At 72.0% G+C, this 23,256-nt stretch carries 16 protein-coding genes and 3 pseudogenes; 13 read left to right on the forward strand and 6 right to left on the reverse strand.

Annotated features, from left to right (window positions below):
* Window positions 1–392 precede the first annotated feature (392 nt).
* Together OG574_RS51750 and OG574_RS51755 are read left to right on the forward strand one after the other, a co-directional pair.
* The gene (locus OG574_RS51750) at window positions 393–1,565 is read left to right on the forward strand and encodes an RNA-guided endonuclease InsQ/TnpB family protein (protein WP_326779306.1); all 1,173 of its coding nucleotides are present in this window, start codon (window positions 393–395) and stop codon (window positions 1,563–1,565) included.
* A 258-nt stretch (window positions 1,566–1,823) separates the two neighbouring features.
* A complete protein-coding gene (locus tag OG574_RS51755; RefSeq protein WP_326779307.1) occupies window positions 1,824–2,726 on the forward strand; it encodes an NmrA family NAD(P)-binding protein in 903 nt (300 codons plus the stop codon).
* Between the two features lie 399 nt (window positions 2,727–3,125).
* Here OG574_RS51755 and OG574_RS51760 read toward each other — a convergent pair whose 3' ends face one another.
* Window positions 3,126–3,719, reverse strand: coding sequence for an HD domain-containing protein (locus OG574_RS51760; protein WP_326779308.1), 594 nt, complete (start codon window positions 3,717–3,719; stop codon window positions 3,126–3,128).
* 284 nt (window positions 3,720–4,003) lie between these two features.
* Here OG574_RS51760 and OG574_RS51765 point away from each other — a divergent pair, with 284 nt between their 5' ends.
* The 9 genes from OG574_RS51765 (at window position 4,004) to OG574_RS51805 (ending at window position 16,843) form a co-directional block, all read left to right on the forward strand.
* Window positions 4,004–5,065, forward strand: a complete 1,062-nt coding sequence (locus OG574_RS51765; RefSeq protein ID WP_326779309.1) for an aminotransferase class I/II-fold pyridoxal phosphate-dependent enzyme — start codon at window positions 4,004–4,006, stop codon at window positions 5,063–5,065.
* A 271-nt stretch (window positions 5,066–5,336) separates the two neighbouring features.
* Window positions 5,337–7,661 (forward strand): LuxR C-terminal-related transcriptional regulator, encoded by a 2,325-nt coding sequence (locus tag OG574_RS51770; RefSeq protein ID WP_326779310.1) that lies wholly within the window; start codon window positions 5,337–5,339, stop codon window positions 7,659–7,661.
* Between the two features lie 205 nt (window positions 7,662–7,866).
* Complete coding sequence (locus tag OG574_RS51775) at window positions 7,867–8,085, forward strand: MbtH family protein (protein ID WP_326779311.1); 219 nt, start codon at window positions 7,867–7,869, stop codon at window positions 8,083–8,085.
* Between the two features lie 35 nt (window positions 8,086–8,120).
* Complete coding sequence (locus tag OG574_RS51780; protein WP_326779312.1) at window positions 8,121–11,438, forward strand: non-ribosomal peptide synthetase; 3,318 nt, start codon at window positions 8,121–8,123, stop codon at window positions 11,436–11,438.
* A 32-nt stretch (window positions 11,439–11,470) separates the two neighbouring features.
* Window positions 11,471–12,463 carry a TauD/TfdA family dioxygenase gene (locus OG574_RS51785; RefSeq protein WP_326779313.1) on the forward strand — a complete coding sequence of 331 codons (993 nt, stop codon included), beginning with the start codon at window positions 11,471–11,473 and terminating at the stop codon, window positions 12,461–12,463.
* Complete coding sequence (locus tag OG574_RS51790; RefSeq protein WP_326779314.1) at window positions 12,460–13,467, forward strand: TauD/TfdA family dioxygenase; 1,008 nt, start codon at window positions 12,460–12,462, stop codon at window positions 13,465–13,467. The genes OG574_RS51785 and OG574_RS51790 overlap by 4 nt, the downstream gene beginning before the upstream one ends.
* A gap of 47 nt (window positions 13,468–13,514) precedes the next feature.
* Window positions 13,515–14,456: a GNAT family N-acetyltransferase gene (locus OG574_RS51795; protein ID WP_326779315.1), complete on the forward strand. Its 942-nt coding sequence runs from the start codon at window positions 13,515–13,517 to the stop codon at window positions 14,454–14,456.
* Between the two features lie 26 nt (window positions 14,457–14,482).
* A complete protein-coding gene (locus OG574_RS51800) occupies window positions 14,483–15,508 on the forward strand; it encodes a fatty acid desaturase family protein (RefSeq protein WP_326779316.1) in 1,026 nt (341 codons plus the stop codon).
* A gap of 45 nt (window positions 15,509–15,553) precedes the next feature.
* Window positions 15,554–16,843: a diaminopimelate decarboxylase gene (locus OG574_RS51805; RefSeq protein WP_326779317.1), complete on the forward strand. Its 1,290-nt coding sequence runs from the start codon at window positions 15,554–15,556 to the stop codon at window positions 16,841–16,843.
* A 555-nt stretch (window positions 16,844–17,398) separates the two neighbouring features.
* On the opposite strand, the gene OG574_RS51810 is transcribed toward OG574_RS51805, so the two are convergent.
* Together OG574_RS51810 and OG574_RS51815 are read right to left on the reverse strand one after the other, a co-directional pair.
* Window positions 17,399–17,575: a hypothetical protein gene (locus OG574_RS51810; RefSeq protein WP_326779318.1), complete on the reverse strand. Its 177-nt coding sequence runs from the start codon at window positions 17,573–17,575 to the stop codon at window positions 17,399–17,401.
* Window positions 17,572–17,817, reverse strand: a pseudogene (locus OG574_RS51815) (IS5/IS1182 family transposase); the annotation flags it as partial. The pseudogene OG574_RS51815 and the gene OG574_RS51810, both read right to left, overlap by 4 nt.
* 238 nt (window positions 17,818–18,055) lie before the next feature.
* On the opposite strand from OG574_RS51815, the gene OG574_RS51820 reads away from it, so the two are divergent.
* A complete protein-coding gene (locus OG574_RS51820; RefSeq protein WP_326779319.1) occupies window positions 18,056–18,922 on the forward strand; it encodes a hypothetical protein in 867 nt (288 codons plus the stop codon).
* Between the two features lie 163 nt (window positions 18,923–19,085).
* Here the strand turns inward: OG574_RS51820 and OG574_RS53030 are convergent.
* Window positions 19,086–19,205 (reverse strand): annotated as a pseudogene (locus tag OG574_RS53030) (IS5/IS1182 family transposase); the annotation flags it as partial.
* On the opposite strand from OG574_RS53030, the pseudogene OG574_RS51825 reads away from it, so the two are divergent.
* A pseudogene (locus tag OG574_RS51825) lies at window positions 19,170–19,508 on the forward strand (zinc ribbon domain-containing protein); the annotation flags it as partial. The pseudogenes OG574_RS53030 and OG574_RS51825 overlap by 36 nt on opposite strands.
* A 33-nt stretch (window positions 19,509–19,541) precedes the next feature.
* Here OG574_RS51825 and OG574_RS51830 read toward each other — a convergent pair.
* Both OG574_RS51830 and OG574_RS51835 read right to left on the reverse strand, forming a co-directional pair.
* Window positions 19,542–21,926 (reverse strand): M28 family peptidase, encoded by a 2,385-nt coding sequence (locus tag OG574_RS51830; RefSeq protein WP_326779320.1) that lies wholly within the window; start codon window positions 21,924–21,926, stop codon window positions 19,542–19,544.
* A 30-nt stretch (window positions 21,927–21,956) separates the two neighbouring features.
* Entirely contained in the window at window positions 21,957–23,255 is a 1,299-nt protein-coding gene (locus tag OG574_RS51835) for an MFS transporter (RefSeq protein WP_326779321.1), read from the reverse strand.
* Window position 23,256 lies beyond the last annotated feature (1 nt).

Below are 23,256 nucleotides of genomic sequence, written 5' to 3' on the forward strand. Positions count from 1 at the left end.
CTTGAGGACCACGGACGGGCCGACGCCGGAGCCGGCGGGCCCGCCAGATGCTGCGGCCGGGCTCCTCGCAGGCGGAGGGGCTGACCCAGCGGACAGCCGAGACGGCACTCGAAGGAGTACGCCCGCCCGAGTGAGGCCAGTACGGACTTCAGCGGATTCTTGCGAGGAGCCCCGGGCGTTCACGCCCGGGAGGAATCGCATCCACGGGGTGCGACGCGGAGCGTCGCCGTGACGTGCCGCAGGCCATCACGGCCGCGCAGCGGCCCGGGGCGTTCCGGCGGAGCCGGGCCACGGCGGTGTGCGCGGTCAGGGCCGGAGCAGGTGTCGCTCGTTCGGATGAGGTGGGGCGAACGTGTGGTGGGTCTTCGTCCGGGTGTATAGGTTCGCTGATCGTGAAGCTGGTGGTGCGGGTGAAGCTGCTGCCGACGCCCGTACAGGCGGCGGCACTTGAGGCGACCCTGCACGCCTGCAACGAGGCCGCCACCTGGGCCGCGTCCGTCGCCTTCGAGAACGAGGCGCGACGTCCGCTTGAGCTCCGCAAGCACACCTATGCCGAGATCCGCTTCCGGTGGGGGCTTGGCGCGCAGGCCGCCCAGCACGCCATCAAGAAGACCTGCGATGCCTACACCACCTTGAAGGCGAACCTGCGTAACGGCCGCTACGGGCGGCCCGGTTCCAGGCGTCACACTCGCGCCTTGGGCAAGCCGGTGGTCTTCCGGCCTCAGGCGGCGCAGCCTTACGACGACCGGATGCTGTCCTGGCAGCACCAGGCACGCACGGTGTCCATCTGGACCACAGCCGGCCGGCTCAAGGGCGTGGCGTTCACCGGGCAGGCCGAGCAGCTGGAGATCCTGGCTGCGCACCGCCAGGGTGAATCCGACCTGGCGTTCCAGGGCGGGAAGTGGTTCCTGATCGCGACCTGCGAGATCCCCGAAGCCGCCCCGAACACCCACCCGGCCGGGTTCCTCGGCGTCGACCTGGGGATCGTGAACATCGCCGCCACTTCCGACGGCGAGCGCCACTGCGGGCGTCGGATCAACCGCATGCGCGAAAGCGACCGCAAGCTGCGCTCCAAGCTGCAGAAGAAGAACACCAAGTCCGCCAAGCGGCGGGCGAAGAAGCACGCGGGCAAGGAAGCCCGACGCGCCAAGGACATCAACCACAAGATTTCGAAGCGGATCGTGGCGGAGGCTGAACGCACCGGTCGCGGGATCGCCCTGGAGACACTCACGGGCATCCGCGAGCGGGCACGGCTGAGAAAGCCCCAACGCACCACGCTCCACTCCTGGCCCTTCGCGCAACTCGGCTCGTTCATCGCCTACAAGGCGAAGCGGGCCGGGGTGCCGGTCGTGTACGTCGATCCGGCGTACACCAGCCAGGAATGCTCCCAGTGCCATCACACCGAACGCGCAAACAGGCCCTCCCAGGCCGTCTTCGCGTGCCAGGTCTGCGGCTTCGTTGAGCACGCGGACCACAACGCGTCCCACAACATCCGCCAACGCGGCTGGATGGTGTGGGTCTGCGGGGCTCAGTCAACGGCCCCTGAACTCACCCTCATCGCGTGAGTCCTGGACGCAGCCGAACCCATCACAGCCAGTGATGACTCGAGCAGCAAGCCCGATCGTTTCACGACCGGGTAGTTGACCGTTGCCGACCTCCTCCGCCCGGCAATCGCAGAACCATTGACAGCACTGGAGACCCCTGAGAAATCGCCACCCGGATCAGCCGTGACATCACCGGGGCCAACGCATTACTGCCAGAGCCTCTGACGCTCTGATCACACCTCAACTCAGATATTCCATTACTCCGAAGGAGATCGACTGATGACTGCCGACAACCTTGTTCTCATCCCCGGTGCCGGCGGCGTGGGCCGCACGGTCTTCGAGCACTTGCGTGCTCAGGATGTGCCGGTGCGTTTCATGGTCCGTCGTGACGACGAGCGTGCGGCTGAGCTTCGGGCGCTCGGCGCGGAGGTCGTCATCGGTGACCTGACCCGGCCCGAGACGGTGGCTGCCGCACTGCAGGGTGTGGCGCGGATGCACTTCGGGATAAGTGTGTCGCCGGACCAACTGCTGGCGGCGACCGTGGTGGCCTCCGTGGCGCGGGAGTACGGGGAGCTGGAGGCCCTGGTCGACCTGTCGCAGATGACGGTGTCCCAGATGACCGCCACCAGCGCCGAGGAGTCGCACCAGCAGCGGCTGCACTGGCTGACGGAGCAGATGTTCGACTGGTCCGGCCTGCCCGTGGTGCACGTCCGACCGACGGCGTTCCTCGACAACCCGCTGTTCACCACGATCGCGGCGCGGTCGATCCAGGCGAGCGGCACCATCGCGTTGCCGTTCGGCACCGGACGTACCTCGCCGGTCGCCGTAGACGACGTCGCCCGGACCATCGCCACCGTGCTCCGCGACCCGGCTCCGCACATCGGGCAGGTCTACGAACTGACCGGGCCGCGCTCGGTCGACATGACGGAGCTGGCGGCGGAGTTCTCGCGGGCGCTGAATCGTCCGGTGTCTTATGTCGACCTGCCGCCGGACCGGTGGGAGGCCCAGCTCCCGAAGCTGGGGATGTCGCCGCACCTCGCACAGCACGTCGCCACCATGGCCCGGCTCCACCGGGACAACCGTTACGACCGCACGGCCGACGGCGTCGAGCGCGTGACGGGCACCCCCGCCATGTCGATCGAGGCGTTCGTGGCCGCCCGCAGGGACTTCTACCTGGGCTGAGCCGCCCCGGCCAGGGCCGTCCCCCGGGGCAACTGCCGAGGGCTCTGAGCCTCTCCTGGCCTGGGGCCAGGGGCAGGGGCCGAGACGGGACTTCTGCTGGTCGGCCGACAGAGGTCCTTCTCCCCCCGCCCGAAGAGCGGGCCGGCCCACGGAGGGTGAAACCCCGCGAGCGAGCCAACCCGCAGGAGCAGCACTGCAATAGGTGTTGTGGTCAGGCTTCCTGAACTGCGGTCGTCGGCCGGGGTTGTGAGGCTGCCGGGTAGAGAGGCGCGCGGGTGAGGCGTCGGGTCATGAGGGTGATGGCGGCGCGGGTGAGCATCGCCTCGGCATGCTGGGGCAGGGGCTCGTCATCGCGGGTGCCCCGCGTACTGGTGGTGCCCCCCGCCCCCGTTGGCGGGTTCAGTCGAGGCTGTTGGTGAGGATCCGTTCGGCGATGCCGTTGCGCAGGGCGGTGGCGGGTGAGCTGCCGGGCTTGCGTTCGGCCTGATCGCGGAAGCAGGCGAGGAACTCCTCCGCGATGCCGGCGCGCGGGTGGCGGGCCAGGACCTGGGCTTTGAAAGCGGCGGAGAAGTCGTCCATGTGACGTCCGGAGATGTCGAGGCTCGTGGAGCGTTCCAGGAGATGGCCCTCGGGGTCCTTCGTCACGTCGACCTCGTCGAGCATGTGGCTGATGACGACCTCCGCGAGGCGCTCGCGTCGGGACTCGGACCAGCCCGCGCCGGCGGCGAAGACGCGGGCCACGTGGGCGCTGGCGTCGTCGAAGGGGACCGTGTGGCTGTCGAACTCCGGGACCAGGGCGATGTCGTGGAACATGGCCCCGACGTAGAGGAGTTCGGGGTCGAAGGCGATGTCCTGCTCGGCCCCGTGGACGGCCGCCCAGATGTATGACCGGACGCAGTGGTTCAGGAGGGCGGGCGAGCAGTAGGCGCGGGCCACGTCGGTGGCGGCCGTGCAGACGGGGGTGTCGGGGAGCAGCAGGTCGTCCAGTGTCATGGCGGGCAGTATTGCCGAACGGTGGCGTGGGGGTGTCGTGGCTCGAGCCGGGTTCCACCGGATTCCCAGAATGGCCTTGCAGGGTGTGGGAGTTGGGGCGTCGGGCTCCGGTCAGGCAGTCGGGGACGGCCCGCGCGGGCGGCTCACGAGTGGAATTCAAGCCGTGCGTGAAACGCTCCGGGTGCCCCGTCGCGGGCTCAGCGGCACGGCCGCCCGTGGACCCCCGGTCCAGCAGGTGGGACGGCCCGCAGTCCGTGCACCCGGATCCGTCTCAGGAGGACCTCTTGACCACGCTCACGTTCGCCGAGGCGTCCGCGCACTCGGGCGGGGATCTGCGGTACCTCCCGGCCGGGCACGGGGAGGTGCTGGATCTGAGTACGTGTGTGACCCGCTCCGGCCCCTCGCCGCTCGCGCTGGCGGCCGCCGCCGCCTTCGACCCGTCCTCCCTGACGGTCCATCCGTACGGTGCCGACGACCGCTTCCGTACGACGTATGCCGCGTATCTGGGCGTGGACGCACGGCAGTTGGCGGTGACGCGGGGAATCAGTGAGCCCCTGTCGGTTCTTGCGTCGCTCCTTCCGGCCGGGCGGTCGGCGGCCCTGACTCCCGACTACACGGGCACCATTCGGCGGTGGGCCCGTCATCTGCCGCCGGCCCCGGACGAGCGCGACTGCGTGGACTCGCGGGTGCGGCGTCTGGACGCGGCGATGCGCCACTACGCCTACGTGGTGTTCTCGAACCCCAACAATCCGCTGGGCCTGACCGTGCCGCGCGACGTTCTCGCGGAGCTGCTGTCCCGGCATCCGCGCTGCACGCTGGTGGTCGACGAGGCGTATGTCGACTACATGGGCGACCGGCGGCAGTCGGCGATGACACTGCCCCACCGCAATCTCGCCGTGCTCGCCTCGCCCGGCAAGCCGTTGGGGATCGCCGGTACGCGTACGGGAGTGCTGTGGACGCACGATGACGTGCTGCGCGAGCGCGTGGCGCGACGGCTGCCCGAGTGGCCTTTGTCGGCGTACGACGCGCACGTGGCGTGTGCGGCGTTGCAGGACACCGCCTGGATCGCCTCGGCGTTGGAGGGGGCGCGGGAGGACGCCCGTCGTCTGGAGGCCGTTCTGGTCCGCTGCTTCGGGGACGCGGTGGTCACCGGCGTTCCGGTGCACTACCGGTTCGTCTACGACGAGCGCCCCGAGCGGCTTCACGCGCACCTGCTGGCCGACGGGATCGCGACACGGCTGCTCGTCGACGACGAGCCGGGGCGGGTGCGGGGGCTGCGGGTGCTGGCGCCGGGCAGCGGGGAGCTGGCCCGTCTGGAGGCTTCACTGAATGCGTTCGTGCGGTGACTGGCGCGAGGTTCAACAGGCTTGCGCAGCAGGGCCGTTGGGGGGATTCGCCGGGCCCGTCGGGCGATCGGCGCGCCGGGTGGGGCGCGGCCGCTGCACTCCCGGCACAGGGCCCCTTGAGAGCCGCCTGAGGACTCCGGTGTGGGGGGCGGGGCGCGGCTAGGGTCCCGGGTCAGTCAGGTGCACGTCCCTCGACTTCTTCTCGTGTTCGGCGTCCTCGTTCCCGGCGGGCGCCCTTCTCCTCGGTGCACAGCCCCTGGAAGCGGTCCTCATGGAATTCAGCTCGCGATCGTCGACCTCGCCCACGACCGGTGCCCCGCTGCTCTCGGTGCGCAGCGCCGGGGAGATCGTCCCCGTGCTCTGTCCGGACGGCTTCGAAGTGGGCGGCGGGCCGCGGGTCGTGGAGGTCGTCGCCGACCGGTGGGCGGGCAAGTCGACCGTGCTGGACGGGCTGTCCGCGGCCCTGGCGGGCCGGGGCTGGACGGTCGCGGCCGGTGCGGCGTCGCCGGCCCGGTCCCGGGCACCGTTCGGGGTGTTCGTGGAGGCTCTCGAGGAGCTGGTGGAGCACCTGGATCCCGATCGGCTCGGCGGGCGCGGCCGGGATCACGCGGCACAGCTCGCCGCGCTGTTCCCGGCGCTCTCCCCGGACGCGCCGCGGGCCACGTCCGTGGACACGTACCGGATCTGCCGTGCCATGCGTGCCCTGCTGGAGATGCTCGTCGCCGACGGACCGCTGTTGCTGGCCCTGGACGACGTGCACTGGATGGACGCCGATTCGCTGGAACTGCTCGGGCAGCTGCTGGAGCAGCCGGTCGCGGGGCCGGTCGTGATCGCGGTCGCCCATCGGGGGCGTCCGGGCGATCGTGTGCTGAACGGGCTCCTTGCGCGGTGCGCCTCCCGGGGCGGGTGTCTGCGGGTGCGGCCCGCGCCGCTTACGGAGCAGGAGGCCATCGCGCTGCTGCCGGACGATCTGAGCCGGGTGCACTGCGAGACGCTGCTGGTGGAGTCCGGCGGCAGCCCGGGGCTGCTGCGGGCCTTCGCCACGCTGCGTCAGGTGCCGGGGCTCACGGGTGCGTGGACTCCGCCGTTGCCGGCGGATCTGCTCGCCGATGTGCTGCGTGACTTCCGTGCGCTGAGCGCCGAGGGCTGGCAGGTGGTGCGGGCCGCCGCGGTGCTGCACGAGCCGTACGCGGCCGACGATCTCAAGGAGATCGCGCACGTCGACGACGCGGCGCTGTGGCGTGCTCTCGACGAGCTGATCCATGAGGAACTGCTGCGGCCGGACGAGCTGCCCTGGCAGCTGCGGTTCGCCAATCCGCTGCTGCGGGTCGCCGCCTACCAGTCGGCGGGCCGGGGCTGGCTGCTCGGCGCGCACGCGCAGGCCGCGCGGATCCTCGCGCGGCCCGGCTACCCGTCGGCGCACATGGCCAGGCATCTGGAGCGCGGCGCGGCGCTGCGGGACGAGAGCGGTGCGCGGGTGCTGTGGGACGCGGCGGCACGGCTGCTGTGGCAGGACCCGGCCCAGTCCGTCTCCTGGATCAGGGCGGCGCTGGCGTCGCGGGCGGGCGGTGACCTGGAGCCGCGCGATCGGCTGCTGTTCGGCAAGGCGCTGGCTCTGGCGGGCCGGCTCACCGAGTCGCTCGCCACGCTGGGGCCGTTCGGGCAGGGCGGGGTCGAGGCAGGGCTGCGGGTGGAGCGGGTGCGGTGGCGGGCGCATGCGCACCGGCTCCTCGGGCACACCGACCGCGCGCAGGACGAACTGGAGTCCCTGCTGGCCGAGTTGGAGCCGGGGGAAGAGGGGCTGCGGGACGTGGTGCGGCACGCGTTGATCGAGCTGGCGCTGCACGCCCGCCGCCCGGTGCCGCCGCGGCCCGGTGGGGGCGAGCCGGGGATGCCCCAGGGGGCGACGGGGGCGCTGCGGGGCAGGCTGCTGGCGCAGCTGGCCGTCGCGGCCTGCCGGGGCGGGGAGCAGGAGCGGGCCGATCAACGGGCACTGACGGCACGCCAGTTGCTGGATACGGCACCGGACGGTGAGGTCGCCGAGCAGCTCGAGGGCCTGTACTGGCTGGCGACCGCCGAGGCGGCGCTGGGGAGGCCCTCAGCCGCGTGCGGCCACTACGAGCGCGGACTGCGGATCGCCGAGACCCGCCGGCTCATCGACCACGTCCCGCTGTTCGCGATGGCGCTCAGCGCGCTCCAGCTGCACACCGGTGACGGGGCGGGAGCCGCCCGGCACGCCGCGTGTGCCGAGACCGTCGCCGCGGCGACGGAGAGCGAGCACCTGCGGGAGCGGGCGCTGCGGCTGCGCAGGGAGACGGCTTCGGGGGCGGGCGTCGCCGTACTGCCCGGCCAGCGGCAGCCGGCGGACGCGGCGGCGGTGGCCCTGGAGGGACTGAGCCGGCGCGAGAGTGAGGTGGCGCTCCTGGTGAGCGGGGGCCGTACCAACCAGCAGATAGCCCGCGTTCTGGAGCTGAGCCACAAGACCGTGGAGACGTATCTGGGCCGGATATTCCAGAAGCTGCAGGTTCAGTCGCGGGCCGAGGTGGCCGCCATGGTGGGGCGTTCTGACCGGCTCGGCGTGGCCGCGGGCTCCTGAGCGGGGCCGTTCGGCGCGGGCGGTTGCTCGTGGACGGCCGGCGGACGGCGGGTCGGGAGATCTCCTGACACCACAGGAAGGGCCGGATGGTCCAGGTTGGGACGGTCCGGACACGGGAGGGGCGGTCGTGGACGTGGCCTCTCCATCACCACGGATCCATCACCACGGACACATCACCACGGTTCCATCACCACGGAGGAAGCAGATGAGCGATCGGGACAGTGCCGACATCGCGTACGCGGTGGTCGTCAACGACGAGCAGCAGTACTCGATCTGGCGCGCCGACGCCGAGTTGCCGCCCGGATGGAGTGCCGAAGGCACCACAGGCACGCGCGAGGTGTGCCTGGCCCGGATCGACGAGGTGTGGACGGACATGCGGCCGCTGAGCCTGCGGCGCGCGATGGCGCAGGCGGGCCGCAGCTGAGGCCGTCGGCGCCTCATCGACATCTGGAGGACTCAATGCAGACCCAGCTCTCCCAGGGCGCTCAACTCTCCGCCGAGCAGCGGAAGTTGCTCGATCAGCTGCTGGACGCGGACGGTATCGACCGGGTCGCCGGCAAGGTGACGCGGCGCACCGGTGACCTGTCCCGCGCGCCGCTGTCGTTCGGGCAGGAGCGGCTGTACTTCGTGGACAAGCTGCGTCCGGGTTCACCGATGTACGTCGGTTCCGGGGCGCTCAGGCTGCGCGGTGCGCTCGACGTGGAGGTGCTGCGCCGCTCGATCGCGCTGCTCGTGGACCGGCACGAGGTGCTGCGCACCGGTGTGGTGGAGGACGGCGACGGTGTCGAGCAGCGCATCCGGCCGGCCGGGACGGTCCAGGTAGAGCTGCCGGTCCGGGGTGCCGCGTCCGGCGAGGTGGCCGACCGGGTGCGCGAGGCGGCCGCGGAGGGCTTCGACCTGTCCGCGCCCCCACTGCTGCGGGCCGTGCTCCTGGAGATCACCGACGCGGCGGAGCCGGAGTGGGTGCTCGTCCTGTCCGTGCATCACATCGCCGTCGACGGCTGGTCGCTCGGCCTGCTGATGGGCGAGATGAGCGAGCTGTACTCGGCATTGGTACAGGGCGCCGAGCCTTCTCTTGCCGAACTTCCCCTGCAGTACGCCGATTTCGCCTCCTGGCAGCGCGGCTGGCTGGAGCAGGGCATCATCGCCGATCAACTCGCCTACTGGAGTGACCAGTTGAGCGGAGTAGAGGCGACCGAGGTGCCCAGCGACCGGCCGCGGCCCGCGGAGCGCAGCTACGTGGGTGACACCGTGCCGCTCGCGTTGGACGGGCCGCTGACGCAGTCATTGCGAGCGCTGACCGACAGTGGCCAGTCGACCCTGTTCATGGCGCTGACCGCGGTGTGGGCGAGTGTGCTCGGCCGCTTCGCGGACCGGCGCGACGTGGTGGTGGGCACTCCGGTGGCCGGGCGCACGCGCGCCGAGCTGGAGAGCGTCGTCGGGTTCTTCGTGAACACGCTGCCGCTGCGGGTCCGCATCGAGGACGGCGACACCTTCCGTACGCTGCTGCTCCGCACCCGTGAGGTGTGCACCCAGGCGTACGCCCATCAGGACGTGCCGTTCGAGCGGATCGTGGCGGAGCTGCAGTCGGGGCGCGACGCCTCCGGGCAGACGGCGATCGCCCGGCACTGGCTGGCGCTGCACAACACGCCCGCCCCCGATCTGACGATGCCGGGCCTCATGAGCGAAGCGCTGCCCGCGCTCATCGGCACGGTGCGCTGCGACCTGTCGGTGCAACTGGCGCCGGACGGGCAGGGCGGGCTGAGCGGCCGCCTCGAGTACTCCACGGAACTGTTCGACCGGGCCACGGCGAAAAACCTGGCATCGGCTTTCGAGACGCTCATCGCCTCGGTGGCGGCCGCACCGGACAGCCCGCTGGACGAGCTGGACATGCTGGCCCCGCAGGCGCGCGAACACATCGTGCGCGACCTGTCGGGCGCTGCCCGAGGTGCCCTCACCGGCCCCTGGGTGCCGGAGCGGTTCGCCGCGCAGGTCGACGCCCACCCCGACGCGGTGGCGGTGGTCGAGGCCGACGACGGGCAGCTGACGTACGGCCAACTCGACGTGCTCGCCAACCGGGTCGCGCACCTGCTGACGGCGCGCGGTGTCGGCGCCGAGGACCGGGTGGGTGTGCTGCTCCCGGGGGGCGGCGCGCTCGCGGCCGCCGTGCTCGGCGTGCTGAAGGCGGCGGCGGTGGTGCTGCCGCTCGACCCCGGCTATCCGCCCGCCCGTCTCGCCCAGCTGGTCGAGGACGGAGCGCCCCGACTGGTGCTTTCCGGTGCCGGGTCGACGGATCTGCTGCCCGGCCTGGACGTCGTGGACGTCACGGGCGAAGAGGTCGCGGGCCACCCCGGGCACCGCCCGCCGGCCGTCGCGACGGCCCCGGACGCCGGTGCGCATCTGCTGTTCACGTCCGGCACGTCGGGCCGCCCCAAGGGCGTGCTCACCACCCGTGCCGGCCTGGTCAATCGCCTCATGGGCATGGAGCGGCAGTTCTCCGTGGGTGCGGGTGACCGGGTGCTGTGCAAGGCGCCGCTGGGCTTCGACGTCGCGGTGTGGGAGCTGCTGCTGCCGCTCGTCACCGGCGCCACCGTGGTGTCGAGCCGAGTGGGCGGCCACCGCGACCTGGAGTATCTGCGCGAGCTGATCGACCGCCACGGGGTGAGTGTCTGCCACTTCGTGCCGTCCTTGCTCGAGGAGTTCGCGAACGCCCCGGCCGGTGCGCATCCCTCGCTGCGCCTGCTGCTCAGCGGCGGCGAGGAACTGCCGGCCCCGCTCGCGGAAAGGATCCTCGACCGGTTCGGGCACGCCGAGTTCGTCAACCAGTACGGACCGACCGAGACCGTCATCGACGTCACCTCCGGGCGGGTCTCGGGGCCCGTCCCGCACCGGGTGCCGATCGGCCGGCCGGTGCCCGGTGCCGAGGTGTATGTCCTCGACGCGTCGATGCGGCCCCAACCCGTGGGCGTCGCAGGCGAGTTGTACGTCGGCGGGGTGCAGGTGGCCCGCGGCTACGTGGGCCGTGCCGCGCTGACCGCCGAGCGGTTCGGGCCGCATCCGTTCGCGCACGGGCAGCGCCTGTACGCAACCGGGGACCGGGCGCGCCTCCTTGCGGGCGGCTCGGTGGAGTTCCTCGGCCGGACCGACGACCAGGTCAAGATCCGGGGCAACCGGGTCGAGCCAGCGGAGGTCGCGGCGGTGCTGCGCGCCCACCCGCAGGTGTCGGGCAGCCACGTCACCGTGCAGCGCACCGGCGCGGCACCGTGTCTGACCGGGTACGTGACGTCGGACGCCGCGAACGCGGAGGAACTGACGGAGGAGCTGCGTGAGTTCCTGCGCGAGCGGGTGCCCGAGGTGATGGTCCCGGCGCAGCTCTTCGTGCTGAGGCAGTGGCCGACCGGTGCGCACGGCAAGATCGACGTGGCGGCGCTTCCGCAGCCCTCGGGCGAACGTCCGGGCGCGCAGGGAGAGTTCGCGGCGCCGGTCACTGATGTGCAGGTCCGCCTCGCCGCGCTGTGCACGGAGCTGCTCGAGGTGGAGCGGATCGGTCTGACGGACTCGTTCTTCGACCTGGGCGGGCACTCACTGCTCGCGATCCGGGCGATCTCCCGCATCCGCAAGGAGTTCGGGGTGGGGCTGCAGATCGGCCAGTTCTTCAAGGCGCCGACGCTCGCGGGCCTCGCCGAGGCGATCGAGGCGAAGCTTGCGGCCGCGGACGGGAAGCCGGCCGGACCGGCCCCGATCCCCAGGATCGACCGCGGCGCGCAGCGCCGCTGACCGGCCGCCACCCATCGTGAGGGAGACTGAGCATGACCATTGAGGTGCACGACGCCGTGGCCGTGAGCCCGGTGTGGGAGGGCCGTTCGCTGCCCGCGCTGGTGCGCTGCGAGAGCCCCGGGGGGGCGCTACCTGCCTGGGTGAGCGCCCATCGGGACGAGGTCGACGCACTGGCACGCAAGGCCGGGGCGGTGCTGCTGCGCGGCTTCGACGTGCGCGGCGCGCAGGACTTCCGGGCCGTGATGGACGCCCTGTCGCCGCAGGTGCTCGCCTACGGCGAGCGGTCGTCGCCGCGCAGCCAGGTGTCCGACGGCGTCTACACGTCCACCGAGTACCCGGCGGACCAGCCGATCCTGCTCCACAACGAGCAGTCGTACACGGCCAAGTGGCCGACACGCATCGTCTTCTTCTGTGAGCGGGCGGCTACCGAGGGCGGCCGCACACCGCTCGCGGACTCCCGCCGGATCCTGGCGCGCCTGCGCCCGGAGACGGTGGACAGGTTCGAGCGCCTGGGAGTGCGATACGTCCGCAACTACCTGCCGGGCATCAGCCTGCGGTGGCAGGAGGCGTTCCAGACGGACCGGGTGGAGGACGTCGCCGCCTACTGTGCGCGTGCCGACATCACGCCCGAGTGGGTGGACGAGGACCATCTGCGGACCGTGCAGGTCAGGCCCGCGGTGCGCAGGCATCCGGTCACCGGGGAGCGCAGCTGGTTCAACCACGCGCTGTTCTTCCACGTGACGTCGCTCGACCCGGAGGTCAGCGCCGGTCTCCTGGAGGCCCTCGACGAGGAGGACCTGCCCTACAACACGTACTACGGGGACGGATCCCCGATCGAGAGCGAGACGCTCGCGGAGCTGCGGGAGGCCTACGCGGCCGAGACCACGGGCTTCGACTGGCAGCCCGGCGACGTGCTCGTCGTGGAGAACATGCTGGTCGCACACGCCCGCGAGCCCTTCGTCGGCCCCCGGCGCATCCTGACCGCCATGGCCGACGCCATCGACGCCGGCGAGGTGCCCGCATGACGCTCACCGACCTGACCCCCGCGCTGGAGGACGGCACGGTCACGGTCCGGCCGCTGCACGAGGAGCCGTTCCTGCTGGAGATCGAGGCGCGTGAGCCGGGCCTCGACCTGCCGCGGTGGGTGGCCGGCCGCAAGGAGGAGCTGCGGGCGGGCCTCGACCGCTGCGGCGCGCTGCTGCTGCGCGGCTTCGACGTACCGGACCCGCAGGAGTTCGGGCGGGCCGCCCGCGCGTTCTCGCCGGACCTGCTCGGATATCTGGAGCGTGCCGCGACCCGCACCGAGGTCGCCGACAAGGTGTTCACCTCGACGGAGCTGGGCGAGGACCAGTGGATTCCGTTCCACCACGAGATGTCGTACTCCCACAACTGGCCGGGCCTGCTGTACTTCTTCGGCGATCTGCCGTCGCCGGAGGGCGGCGCCACACCGGTGGCCAGCGAGCGCCGGGTGTTCCCCCTGATCCCGGCCGAGGTCCGGGAGCGCTTCACACGGCACGGAGTGCGGTACGTGCGCAACTACGGCCCGGACCTCAACGAGTCCTGGCAGGTGGCGTTCCAGACCACCGACCGGGCCGAGGTGGAGGCGTACTGCCGGCAGTCGGACACCACGTTCGAGTGGACCGGTGACGACGAGCTGCGCACCACCGCGGTGCGCCAGGCGGTGGCGAGGCATCCGCGGACCGGCGAGACGGTCTGGTTCAACCACGCCCATCTGTTCCATCTGTCCAACGTGGAGCCGGAGGTCGCCGAGATCCTCGTCGAGGAGTACGGCGAGGAGGGCCTGCCGCGCAACGCGTACTACGGGGACGGCGCGCCGATCGAGAACGAGGTCGCCGAGCTGATCCGATCCCTGTACCGGGAGGCCGCCGTGTCGTTCACATGGCGGCGCGGCGACGTGCTCGTGGTGGACAACCACCTCGCCACGCACGCCCGGGAGCCGTTCCGCGGGGACCGCCGCATCCTCGTCGCCATGTCCGACCTGCACACCGAGCTGCCGGCCGGCCGATGACGGCTGCCGCGGGCCGTCACCGCACCATTCGCACCACCGGAGGAACCATGCTGCTGCGCCCCACCACCGACGCCGACCTCGCCCGCGTCACCGACTTCATTGTCGAGGAGCCGATCAGCTGGATTCCGGCCGACCGCTACCGGGCCGAACTCGCCGAGGGGATGTACCGGCCGCAGTGGTCGTGGATCGCCGAGGCGGACGGCGACATCGTGGCGCGGGCGCTGTGGTGGGGCCAGGCCGCGAGCGAGCACCCGGTGGCCCTGGACTGTCTGCACGTGGCGCCCTCGGTGGCCGACAGGGCGGGCCTCGCGGCCGATCTGCTGCGGGCCGGGCACAAGGCGTTCGGCCAGGCGGGCGCCGCGCAGCCGCCGCTGTACAACCTGACGCTGTCCAACGGCTGGCGTGACGACCCCGCGGTGTCGGCCGCGCTGGCCTGGCGGCGCGAAGCGGCCCTCGCGGCCGGTCTCACCCACGAGGTGGAACGGCTGCGCCTGGAGTGGACGCCCGGGACCGGGGTGCCGGCCGAGTCGGGGCGGCTCACCTTCGAGGAGGCGCCCGACGAGGAGTTCCTCGACGCCTTCCGCCGGGTCGCCGAGGGCAGCCTGGACGCCGAGACCCGTCAGCACCTCGCGGCGCACGGGCCCTCGGCCACGGCCCGCAAGGAACTGGACTTCTACCTCGGGTGCCCCGGCGAGCGCGCCTGGTGGCGCCTCGCGCGCACGCCCGACGGAGCCGTCGCCGGGTTCGCGATCCCCTCGGCCACCCCGTACAACCCGAACGTCGGCTATCTGGGCGTGGTTCCCGAACTGCGCGGCCGGGGCTACGTCGACGTGCTGCTCGCCGAGATCACCCGCAGCCACGCGGAGCGCGGCGCCGAACTGATCACCGCCACCACGGACACGGGCAACGCGCCCATGGCGGCGGCCTTCGAACGCGCCGGTTACCGCAACACCCAGATCCGGATGCTCTTCTCGGCCCCGGCCGGCTGATCCGCCGAGTCCTCCTGGAGTACGTCATGACGCAGACCGCCCCCTTGTCCCCGAGAGACCGCCCGGCGGCGACTCCCGAGCCCGCGAGCCGCCCCTACGCGCGCGGCTACCAGTCCCCCGCCGCGCTGCGCCCCGTCCTGCGCGCGGCCCATCACACGCGCCTCGCCACCACGGCGGCGGTCGCCGTCGCGGACCAACTCGTGCTGATCGCCGCGATACTGGCGGCATCCTGGCCGGGCTGGTGGTCGGCGCCCGCACCGGCCGCGGCCGGCGTACTCATGACTCTGACCGCACTGATCCTCACGGGACGCCAGATACGGGCGCTGGAGTGCCTGGTCCACGAGGCCAGCCACTTCAACTGGAGCCGCCACCACCGTCGCGCCAACGACAGGTGCGCAACGGTCCTGGCGGGCCTGCCCACCGGTATCCGCATCGCCCGCTACCGGGCCGAGCACCTGGTGCACCACAGCAGGCTCGGCACCGACGACGACCCCGACCTGCAGCGCTACGCGGAGCTGGACATCACCGGCCTGGACCGCACGAGCCGGGTGGGCTACGCCCGTTCCCTGCTGGTGCGGATCGCCGCCCACCAACGCGGCTGGTACCGGTCCACGTCCACGGACCTGCCGGCGCTGCTGCTGCCGGTGGGCTGGGCACTGCTGGTCGTGTCGCTCCCCGCGGCTCTCCTGTGGGGCGCCGCCGCGGCCGCGGTGGCCGCCGGGGTGTGGCTGACCGGGTTCGCGCTCGTCCTGCCCGTGCTGCGGTTCATCGGGGAGTCCAGCGAGCACAGCTACCACGACGCGGACACCGTCTTCGACTCCACCATCACCAACATCGGCCCGCTCCAGCGCCGGCTCATCCATCCGCACAGCGACGGCTACCACACCGTCCACCACCTGTGGCCCGGCGCCCCGCATCACCAACTGCGGCTCCTGCACGACGAATTGATGACCGCCGACCCGCAGGGATTCGCCGGCCGGCTGCGCACCCGCAGCCGCATCGTGGCCGAGCCCACCCCCCGTACCGGCCCCGGCAGCACGCCGTGGACGTGACCCCCTGACACCTGCCTGAACCACCTTCGAGGAATGAGACCCGACATGAGTGAGGTCGCAGTGGAGCAGTTGAAGTTTCTTGCAGCGGACGACGTGCGCACCGTCGCCGAGGAGTTCGGCACGCCGGTGTTCGTGTACGACGAGGCCACCGTGCGCGCCTCGTCGAAGACGATGTCCACCCTCCCCAACGCCTTCGGCCTGACGGTGCGCTACTCCCTCAAGGCGTGCCCCGGCCAGGCGATCATCCGGCTCTTCGACCGGGAGGGGTTCTCCTTCGACGCGAGCTCGGTGTGGGAGGCGCGCCGCGCGGTGCTCGCCGGGGTCGAGCCGGGGCGCATCTCGATGACCGCGCAGGAGGCGGTCTTCGACGAGAACCTGCGCGACCTCATCGACCAGGGACTGCAGTTCGACGCGGGCTCCCTGCACCAGCTCGAGGAGTACGGCCGCGCCTACCCGGGCGGTGCCGTCGCGATCCGCATCAACCCGGGCTTCGGCTCGGGCCTGGTCGGCCGCCTCAACAGCGGTGGCCCGCAGTCGAGTTTCGGCATCTGGCACGAGCAGCTGCCCGAGGTCAAGCAGATCGTCGAGCAGTACGGGCTGCGCCTGGTGCGGCTCCAGTCGCACATCGGCTCCGGCCACCACTGGGACATCCTCGTCGACGCGGTACGCACCATGCTGTCGTTCGCCCGCGACTTCCAGGACGTGCACACCCTGGACCTCGGCGGCGGCTACCGGGTCTCGGCCCTGCAGAGCGACCCGGTCTACGACCACACCGAGTGGGCCCGCGTCGTCGCCGACGAGCTCAAGCAGTTCGCCGAGGAGACCGGCCGCCGGCTGCACACCGAGGTGGAGCCCGGCACCTATCTGACGGCGCTGGCCGGCTCGCTGGTCACCAAGGTCATCGACAAGGCGGACACCGGCGCGGAGGGCAACTCCTTCCTCAAGATCAACAGTGGTCTGACCGAGATCGCGCGCCCTTCCTACTACGGCGTCCAGCACCCGATCGTGTCGGTCCCCGCCACGGGCGGCACCGAGCGCGCGGCCGACGACCGCGAGGAGTTCAACGTGGTCGGCCACTGCTGCATCGCCGGTGACGTGCTCACCGCGAAGCAGGAGGAGCTGGCGCCGGTGCCGCTCGGCCGCACGGAGATCGGCGACTACGTCGTCATCGAGCGGGCGGGCAGCTACTGCTCCTCGATGTCGATGAAGAACTTCAACTCCTACCCCGAGGCCGCCGAGGTGCTGCGCCGCGCCGACGGCAGCTTCGACCTGATCCGGTCCCGCCAGAGCATCGAGCAGGTCATCGTCAACGAGCGGATCCCCGAGGGTCTGTGACGTCTCGCCAGAAAAACACAGACGCTCGGCTGGGTCTCCCGGCCGAGCGTCTTGCGTGGGGGACTTGTCGGCTCCGGCCCTGTCAGCCGCATCGCGGGCGAGCCCGCGCACGTACTCCTTCACCTGGCTCTCGCGAGGATGCGCCGGCATTCACGCCGGGGAGGAATCGCGTCCTGGGTGCGCGACGCGGAGCGTCGCCGCTTCAGATCGGGGCGCGTGGTGCCCCAGGGAGCATTTTGGTGAACGTGCGTTCCCTCGATCGCTGGTGCGGGTGATGGTGGCGGACTCGGGGTGCGGGCGTGCGCTCCTCGCGCATACGCAAGGGGGCTTCCGTGTGTTCGGCGGAGAGAGGTCGGCCTGCAGCGCCACGCGATCTGAGAGGGCGTAAAGTCCGTTTCCGATATTCCGCGTGCTGGTTGTTCGAGGAGTCCTTGGTGGACGGGTCGTCCCAGGCGTGAGCGGTGACGTTGATCGAGGGCTCGTCGGTGGGCGGGCCGAGGTGCTCGTGCAGATCGCGGACGCGGAACACCTTCCCAGGGTGCTCGTTGAACGCGGTCACGATGCGCCGGCAGACGGTGGCGGGTTCTGCGGAGGCCGGTTCGGGGCCGGGCGGGCCTCGGCCTCGGCGAGGGCGGCGGTGAACTGCTCGATCTGCCCGCGCAGATGGTCGGCACGGGCGACGCTCTCATCGTGCTCGGCCTGCAGCAGTCGCAGGAGTTCGGAGACGTTCACGCGGCCGGCTCCATCTCGTCCCGCCAGGCGGGGCTGGGACTGGTGAGGCGGCGGAGCATGTCGGCGGTGGAGGCCCAGTAGACGCGGGAGGTGGCGTTGTCGGGCCGGTGGTCGTAGTCGCGGGCGAGGCGCCGGTGCAACATGAGGGTGCCGTTGACCTGCTCGACCGCCCACCGTTTCCGTTGCGGGACGAAGCCTGTGCCCTCGTCGGCGGGGTTGCGCCGGACCACCTCGACGGTGAGAACGTGGGCACGGGTCACTGCGCGGGGCGCCGGGTTGAGCTGCACGGGTGAGCCCCGGATGCCTCCTGTCGGCCGTCGGACGGAAACGGCTACACCGTCCGAGCGACATCCGCCTCCGTCACGTAACCGCCGCGCGTCGACAGGGGCAACCTCAACACCACTCCCCGAGATACGGCGCCGTGCCTTCGGTGCCGGCAGCACTATGCGGACCCGGGACTTCCGAAGGAGCCACCTCTTCATGTTCAGTCGTAAGCCGTCGGCACTCGTTGCGCAGGCGATGTGTGTCGGAGCCATCGCGACGGTCGTCGCCACCGCCACTCCCGCATCGGCACAGGCGAACGTCCCGTGCAGTGCGAGTGCCCTGTCCACCGCCATCGCCAACGCCTCAGCGGGCGACAGCCTGGTGCTGGCACGGGGCTGTACCTACTCGCTCCTCACGCCGCTGCCGGCCATCCAGACGACGATCACCATCGTCGGCCGGAACAGCACCATCACCCGCGACCCCGGGGCAGGCAGCTTCGGCATTCTCTCCGTCGCCCCCAGTGGAAACCTCACGCTCACGAACACCACCATCACCAACGGTGACGCGCCCGACTTCGGCGGCGGCATCGCGAACCGCGGCAGACTGACCGTGAACGGCAGCGACATCCGCGACAACCGCGCCAACTTCTCGGGTGGAATCGGCGGCGGTTCGGGGACCGTCACCCGGATCGTGAACACCTCCATCGTGCACAACACCGCCAACGTGAACGGCGGCGGCGTCGCCAACGACGGAGATATGACCATCGTCAACAGCCGCATCACCGACAACACGGCCACCAACGGTGTCGGAGGTGGCTTGGCCAACGACGGCGTGCTGCGAATCACCAGCACTGACGTCAATGTGAACCACGCTCCTGGGAACCGAGCCGGAGGCGTCGCCAACGTCGGCGGCGGCACCACGAGCATCACGTCCAGCAACGTCAACAACAACACGGCCGCCCTCGCCCCCGGCGGCATCCTCAACAGCGGCGGCAGCGTCACTCTGACCGCCTCCCGAGTCAGGGGTAACCTGCCCACCAACTGCGCCGGCAGCAACATCCCCGTCCCGAACTGCGTCGGCTGACGCCGCGAAGGTCTCGCCTGCCGCGGTGTGCTGCCGCCCGTCGGCTGCCACGCGGACACAGAGGCCCCGGACCAAGATTGGTCCGGGGCCTCTTCCTTTATGCCCCCAGCAGGATTCGAGCCTGCGACGCCTGCCTTGAAAAGGGCGTCGTCACCTGGAGAGGGCGTTCGTAGCGGTGGTTGAGTCGGCGGTAGCCGGTCATCCAGGACATGGTCCGCTCGTTCACCCACCTGCGGTCGGCGGCCGCTTCAAGCCGAAGTTCCTCGCCAGGTCGAGCATGGCGAGGAAGGCCGCGGACGCTGCCATCGGCGCCACGAAGCAGGCCCTGGTGGAGATGGCCCGCAAATGCGGGCGCATCGTCCACCTCGTCCATCCCGCGTACACCACGATGGACTGCGGACAGTGCGGAGCGAGAGCCAAGCACGCCCTGCCGCTGGGTGAACGCACGTACACCTGCACAGCCTGCGGAGCCGTCTCACCCACAGACAAGAACTCCGCCCGCGTGATGCTCAACAGGGCAGGTCTGACCCCTGCCGGCGCCGAGGGTATAGGAGCGGACGGAACGCAGTTCCGCCCGGCAGCCTGAGCCAGGAATCCCCTCCCCTCAGGGAGAGAGCATTCACAGCACGTAGCGGCGGGAGACCAGCGTGAGTCCCGAGTTGTCCGCGGACCAGGTCACGTCGGCCGGGCGCGGGACGCTCAGCGTGCCCCCGGGCAGCCCCGGGGTCCGGGTGACGGCGCGCAGCGTCAGCGGCTGCGTTCCGCGGAGTGTCAGTTCCACCCGGGTGCCGGGCCCGGTGGGCGGGGCGGCGAGGAGCAGGCCCCAGCGCCAGCCGTCGCTCGCGAAGGGCCGGTTGGTCCCGCCGGGGACGGACTGTCCGGCCACCTCGGCGCGCACCACGGCTGCGCCGCCGGCGTCTGCGTACAGGCCGATCTCCGCGGCCCTCGCGTCCGTGGCGCGCACGGACACGGTGATGCGGCGGACGTCGCCCGTGCGGGTGGTGGAGACGACCTTCACCTCGGGGACGGCGACGGTCGCGGCGGGCGCGGGCCCGGTGTGCCAGCGGGACGGCTGGTCGAGGGACGGGAAGGTGCTCTCCAGGGACGCCGTGGTGCCTCCGACGTAGTGGTCGAGCCAGGCGGAGTTTCCCGCTCCGCTGGAGGCCCAGCGGGCCTTGCCGGTGTCGGCGTCCAGCGCGTAGAGGAGGCTGACCTGCGCGGGGCGGGAGGCGGTGGGCGCACCGGCGAACAGGGCCGCGCCCAGCGCGGCGAGGGCGGCTGCCGTGCCGAGGCCGGTGCCTGTGACGAGCGAGCGGCGGCGGGTCTTGGCGGGCACCGCGGGCAGTGCGGTGGCGAGCGCGAGGGCGAGCAGGAGCGCCGGGGCGGCGGCGAAGGCGATGGGCACCGTGTCGAAGAGGAGCGCGCCCACCGGCACCATCAGGGCGGCGCACGGCACCAGGGGCGCCGTGGCCAGCGCGCCGCGCCATGGCGAGCCGGGGGCGATGCGGGCCGCGGCCGCGAGGCCCGCCGCCCCGGTGAGCGCGGGCCACAGGAACAGGTACGAGGCGCCCGGCAGCCAGACGGCGCTCAGCAGGGTGCACAGGGTCAGCCAGGCGGTGACCGCGGCGCCCGCCTCCAGGGCACTGACCCGGCGGCGCATGACAACCGCCCAGACCCACAGGGCAGTTGCGGTCAGGAGTGCGGCGGTCAGGTGCAGCGGTCCTGCCGTGTAAGGACTGCCCAGCGCGAACCCGGTCCACTGCGGCCTGAGCCAGGTCGCGACGGGCCACACCGCGCTGACCGCCGCCGCCGCGCCCAGCAGGGCGAGCGGCAGTGAGGCTGCGCTCAGCGCGGCCTTTCGGGCCCGGACGGCTCCGCGCCGGCGCGCGTACCACCCGGCGGCGCCGAGGGCGGCCACGGCGAGGAGCGCGCCGGGCAGCACCAGGCCCATCGGGTAGCGGACGAGGACCGGCCCCAGGGTGAAGTACGTGGCCCCGCCCGCGTGCGACGTGCCGCTCAGGTCGGCGCCGCCCAGCCGGCGGGCCGCGGCCAGGACGGTGTCGCCCATGTCCTGCAGGCTCGCCCGGCTGAAGTGGGCGAGGTCGTCCTGGGGGGTGTGGTAGTTCGCGGAGGTGCCGATCACGGCGAAGTTCATGCCGGTCATGCCGGCCTCGCGCAGCACGGTGAAGTCGGTGTCGTTGGGCAGCATCCGGTACACCTCGTCGGACAGCGAGGTGGCCACCGGGACCCGGTCGTCGAGCGCGGGGACCACGGCGGCGTTCCCGGTTCCCGTCTCGAACATGACCGCCCGTCCCGAGGTGCCCCGCGCCTCCAGGTTGAGGACCACGGTGGAGGCCGCCGGTGTCGTGTCGCGGGCTACGAAGGCGCGGGCCCCCAGCAGGCCGGGCTCCTCGCCGTCGGTGATCAGGAAGGTGACGTCGTTGCGGGGGGCCGGACCCGTCTTCAGGGCGCGGGCCACCTCCAGCGCGGTGGCGAGGCCGATGCCGTCGTCGGAGGCGCCGTGGCTGTTCTCCGCAGAGTCGTAGTGGGCGACGATCAGCACCCTGCCGCTGGGGTGGGTGCCGTGCACGGTGGCGCTGATGTTCTGTGTCCAGGCGGCCACGGCCGCGCCGTTGCCCGTGTCGCTGCTGGTGCCCGGCTCGATGCGTACGCCGAGCCCCAACTCGCGCAGGCGGCGGATCACTTCGTCGCGTGCGCGGTCGTGGGCCGCGGTGCCGGTGGCGTGCGGGCCGCCCGCCACGGCCGCCACGTGCGGGTAGGCGCGCGCGGCGGAGAAGGAGCCCGCCGGCGCCGACGCCGGCGCCGGGGCGGGTGTCAGGCTCGTCCAGAGCACGCCGAGGAGAGCGACGGCCAGGGCGAGCACCGGCACCAGGAGGCGGGTGAGGGCCCGCATCGCCGGTGACGGGCGGGGCGGGCCCGGTGCGGGTGGCCGCGGTTCCTCCGCGGCGGTGAGGTCCGCGGGGGTGGTACGGGTGTCGGCCATCGGTCAGCTGCTTCCTTGTCGTCGGTGTGCTCAGGTCCGTTCCGGTGCCTCGGTCCGTTCGGCCGCCACGGCCTGTCCGGTCCGCGGGGCGGGCCTGTCGTCCCCCGCCGCGTCGAGGGCGGCCGGGGACAGCCGCAGCAGCGCCGTCACGGTGGCCGCGGCGAGCAGGGCGGCCGCGAACAGGAACGGGGCGCGCAGCCCCGCGGCTTCGGCGAGCGCGCCGCCGGCCACGCCGCCGAGCGGAGACACTCCGTTGACGACGAACCGGTAGCCGCCGTTGACCCGGCCGAACAGCTCGCCGGGCACCAGCGACTGCCGCAGCGAGGTGGTCACCACGGTCGCCAGTGAGATGGCGGCGCCGACGAAGGCCAGGGCGCCGGCGGCGAGCAGCGGGAGCGAGGTGAGTCCGGCGATCAGGAACGGCAACGGGCACAGTGCGAAGGCCAGTTGGAGCGTGCGGGCGCGGCCGATGGCCCGGGTGACGAGGGGGGCGAGCAGCACCCCGGCCAGGCCGCCCACGGCGAGGACGGCCAGGAGCAGGCCGTAGGCGCGCTGGCTGATGTGCAGCACGTTCAGCGCGTACAGGACGGCGATGCTCAGGACCGCGACCACGGCGAAGTTGAGCGCGCCGACCAGTACGCACACGGTGCGCAGCACTCGGTGGCGCCACAGCCAGCGGATACCGTCGGCGGTCTCGGACACCACGGCGCGCGCGGTCAGCCTGCCCGCCGCGGCCGGCGCGGGGCGGGCGCCCGACAGCCGGATGCTGAACACCAGGACCGCGGAGACGGCGAAGGACAGGGTGTCCACGGCGAACGGCACCGGCCGGCCGAACGCGAACAGGGCGGTGCCCAGCGGCGCTCCCAGGAACTCGCTGCTCACCAGCTGACCGCCCATCAGGCGGCTGTTGGCGGAATCCAGGGAGCCGCCGCCGGCCACGTCGGGGACGACGGCCTGCGACAGGTTCTCGGCGAGCGTCGTGATCGAGGTGAGCAGGAACGAGACGACGGCGAGGGCGGTGATCCCGGCCCGGTCGGTGAGGATCAGCAGGACCAGCGCACCGGTGACCAGGACCCGGGCGACATCGCAGATCCACAGGGTGCGCCACCGGTCGAGGCGGTCCACCAGGGCGCCGGCGAACGGCCCCACGCAGGTCCACGGCAGCTTTCCCGCCATCGCCACCAGCGCGACCGCGAACGGGTCGTGGGTGAGGGTGGCCGCGTAGACGGCGAGGGCGGCGGTGCGCGTGCCGTCGCCGAATCCGGAGGCGGCGGTCGCCGCCCACAGGCGCCCGTACCCGTATGCGAAGCGCGGCGTGCGCGGCGCCACG

It is taken from the genome of Streptomyces sp. NBC_01445, from assembly GCF_035918235.1.
Lineage (GTDB): Bacteria > Actinomycetota > Actinomycetes > Streptomycetales > Streptomycetaceae > Streptomyces.

Bases quoted from the DNA above. Each gene is read 5' to 3' on its own strand.
- OG574_RS51785 (WP_326779313.1), top strand. From the start codon at position 11,471: ATGACCATTGAGGTGCACGACGCCGTGGCCGTGAGCCCGGTGTGGGAG.
- OG574_RS51775 (WP_326779311.1), top strand. From the start codon at position 7,867: ATGAGCGATCGGGACAGTGCCGACATCGCGTACGCGGTGGTCGTCAAC.
- OG574_RS51790 (WP_326779314.1), top strand. From the start codon at position 12,460: ATGACGCTCACCGACCTGACCCCCGCGCTGGAGGACGGCACGGTCACG.
- OG574_RS51770 (WP_326779310.1), top strand. From the start codon at position 5,337: ATGGAATTCAGCTCGCGATCGTCGACCTCGCCCACGACCGGTGCCCCG.
- OG574_RS51760 (WP_326779308.1), bottom strand. From the start codon at position 3,719: ATGACACTGGACGACCTGCTGCTCCCCGACACCCCCGTCTGCACGGCC.
- OG574_RS51800 (WP_326779316.1), top strand. From the start codon at position 14,483: ATGACGCAGACCGCCCCCTTGTCCCCGAGAGACCGCCCGGCGGCGACT.
- OG574_RS51820 (WP_326779319.1), top strand. From the start codon at position 18,056: ATGTTCAGTCGTAAGCCGTCGGCACTCGTTGCGCAGGCGATGTGTGTC.
- OG574_RS51795 (WP_326779315.1), top strand. From the start codon at position 13,515: ATGCTGCTGCGCCCCACCACCGACGCCGACCTCGCCCGCGTCACCGAC.
- OG574_RS51755 (WP_326779307.1), top strand. From the start codon at position 1,824: ATGACTGCCGACAACCTTGTTCTCATCCCCGGTGCCGGCGGCGTGGGC.
- OG574_RS51805 (WP_326779317.1), top strand. From the start codon at position 15,554: ATGAGTGAGGTCGCAGTGGAGCAGTTGAAGTTTCTTGCAGCGGACGAC.
- OG574_RS51780 (WP_326779312.1), top strand. From the start codon at position 8,121: ATGCAGACCCAGCTCTCCCAGGGCGCTCAACTCTCCGCCGAGCAGCGG.
- OG574_RS51830 (WP_326779320.1), bottom strand. From the start codon at position 21,926: ATGGCCGACACCCGTACCACCCCCGCGGACCTCACCGCCGCGGAGGAA.